Below are 1,264 nucleotides of genomic sequence, written 5' to 3' on the forward strand. Positions count from 1 at the left end.
CTTCAACCGGCCCTTCGCTGATGGCATCGATCACACTCAGCAGCTGCGTGGACTTCAGGTTGTCCTTCGCTTCGCGCGGGGTATGCCCCTTACTGCTGCCTTTACCCATTCCTCACGCTCCATAAACGACAAAACCGCCCGGAGGCGGTTTCACATAAAATATTTTGCATCATCGACCAATCACCACAACCTGACCACCATCCCCTTCGTCTGCCGTGCTGATCTCCTGAGATACCACGCGTGACCCCACGCGCATTTCACCGTACAGAACGGGCAGAACATTCCCCTGGGCAACCATGTTATCCAGTGAGGAGAAATACGTGTTCTGTTTGCCGTTATCCGTTGTCTGTGTGCGGGGAGTTCTGGCTTTCGGTGCCAGCATCTGCGCCACACCGCCCAGGATCATACTGGCCCCTGCCGCATACATACCCGATACAGCCGCGGCACCCAGCCAGCCCACAGGGTTCCACCATGCCACCGCAATCAGCGCAGCCCCCAGCACTGCCTGAAAAACACCGCCACTTTTGGCACCCGCCAGACGCGGTACGATGTGGATCACGGCACCATTTGCCAGCGGCTCATTAAGACGGGAAGATAATTCGTTTTCGCCTGCATCACGCCCGGCAATGCGCACCTGATACCAGCCCTCATTCAGTTTCTGACGAAACGCCGGGAGCTGCGTGGCCAGCGCCCGGATAGCTTCGGCTCCCGTTTTCACACGAAGGTCGATGCGGTGGCCAAATCGTTGCAAATCCCCGTAAAGGCAGATGCGTGCCATGCCCGGTGACGCCAGAGGGAGTGTGTGCGTCGCTGCCATTTGTCGGTATACCTCTCTCGTTTGCTCAGTTGTTCAGGAATATGGTGCAGCAGCTCGCCGTCGCCGCAGTAAATGGCGGCATGATTCGGCACCGATGAACCAAAGCAGCACAGCAGCACATCGCCCGGCTGCGCCTCTGTCAGTGCGGCACGGTAAAAACCAGTCGCCTCCATATTGTCAAGATAGAGATTCTGGCCGTTACGCCACCAGTCATCCCCGCGATGAAAATCCGGCATCTCAATCCCCGCCAGATGATAAGCATCCCGGAACAGCGTGTAACAGTCCGTCGCCCCGTGCTCAAAGCGCCGCCCGGTAAGATGCGGCACACAGCGGAATTTATGAATCTCACCCCGGCAGACCAGCCACCAAGGCAAATCGCTCTGCACCTGCAGCCGCCTGTCAGCCTCACTCAGCCAGGGCAGACCACCGGGGTGGCTGTGGACCAGC

3 protein-coding genes are annotated in these 1,264 nt (G+C 58.5%); all 3 read right to left on the minus strand.

The annotated features are described in order from the left end of the window. On the minus strand, positions 1–109 hold a 109-nt coding region (locus ACJHX4_RS26695), incomplete at its 3' end, for a hypothetical protein (RefSeq protein WP_369770096.1). 60 nt (positions 110–169) lie between these two features. Beyond that, complete coding sequence (locus ACJHX4_RS26700; protein WP_001557692.1) at positions 170–817, minus strand: tail assembly protein; 648 nt, start codon at positions 815–817, stop codon at positions 170–172. Further along, positions 715–1,264: NlpC/P60 family protein (locus ACJHX4_RS26705; protein WP_410239925.1), on the minus strand; the 550-nt coding region annotated here is incomplete at its 5' end. The genes ACJHX4_RS26700 and ACJHX4_RS26705, both read right to left, overlap by 103 nt.

It is taken from the genome of Escherichia sp. WS2035, assembly GCF_046487065.1.
Taxonomy (GTDB): Bacteria; Pseudomonadota; Gammaproteobacteria; order Enterobacterales; family Enterobacteriaceae; genus Escherichia; species Escherichia coli.

Excerpts from the sequence above, each read along its gene's own strand:
- ACJHX4_RS26700 (WP_001557692.1), bottom strand. The coding sequence starts at position 817 with ATGGCAGCGACGCACACACTCCCTCTGGCGTCACCGGGCATGGCACGC.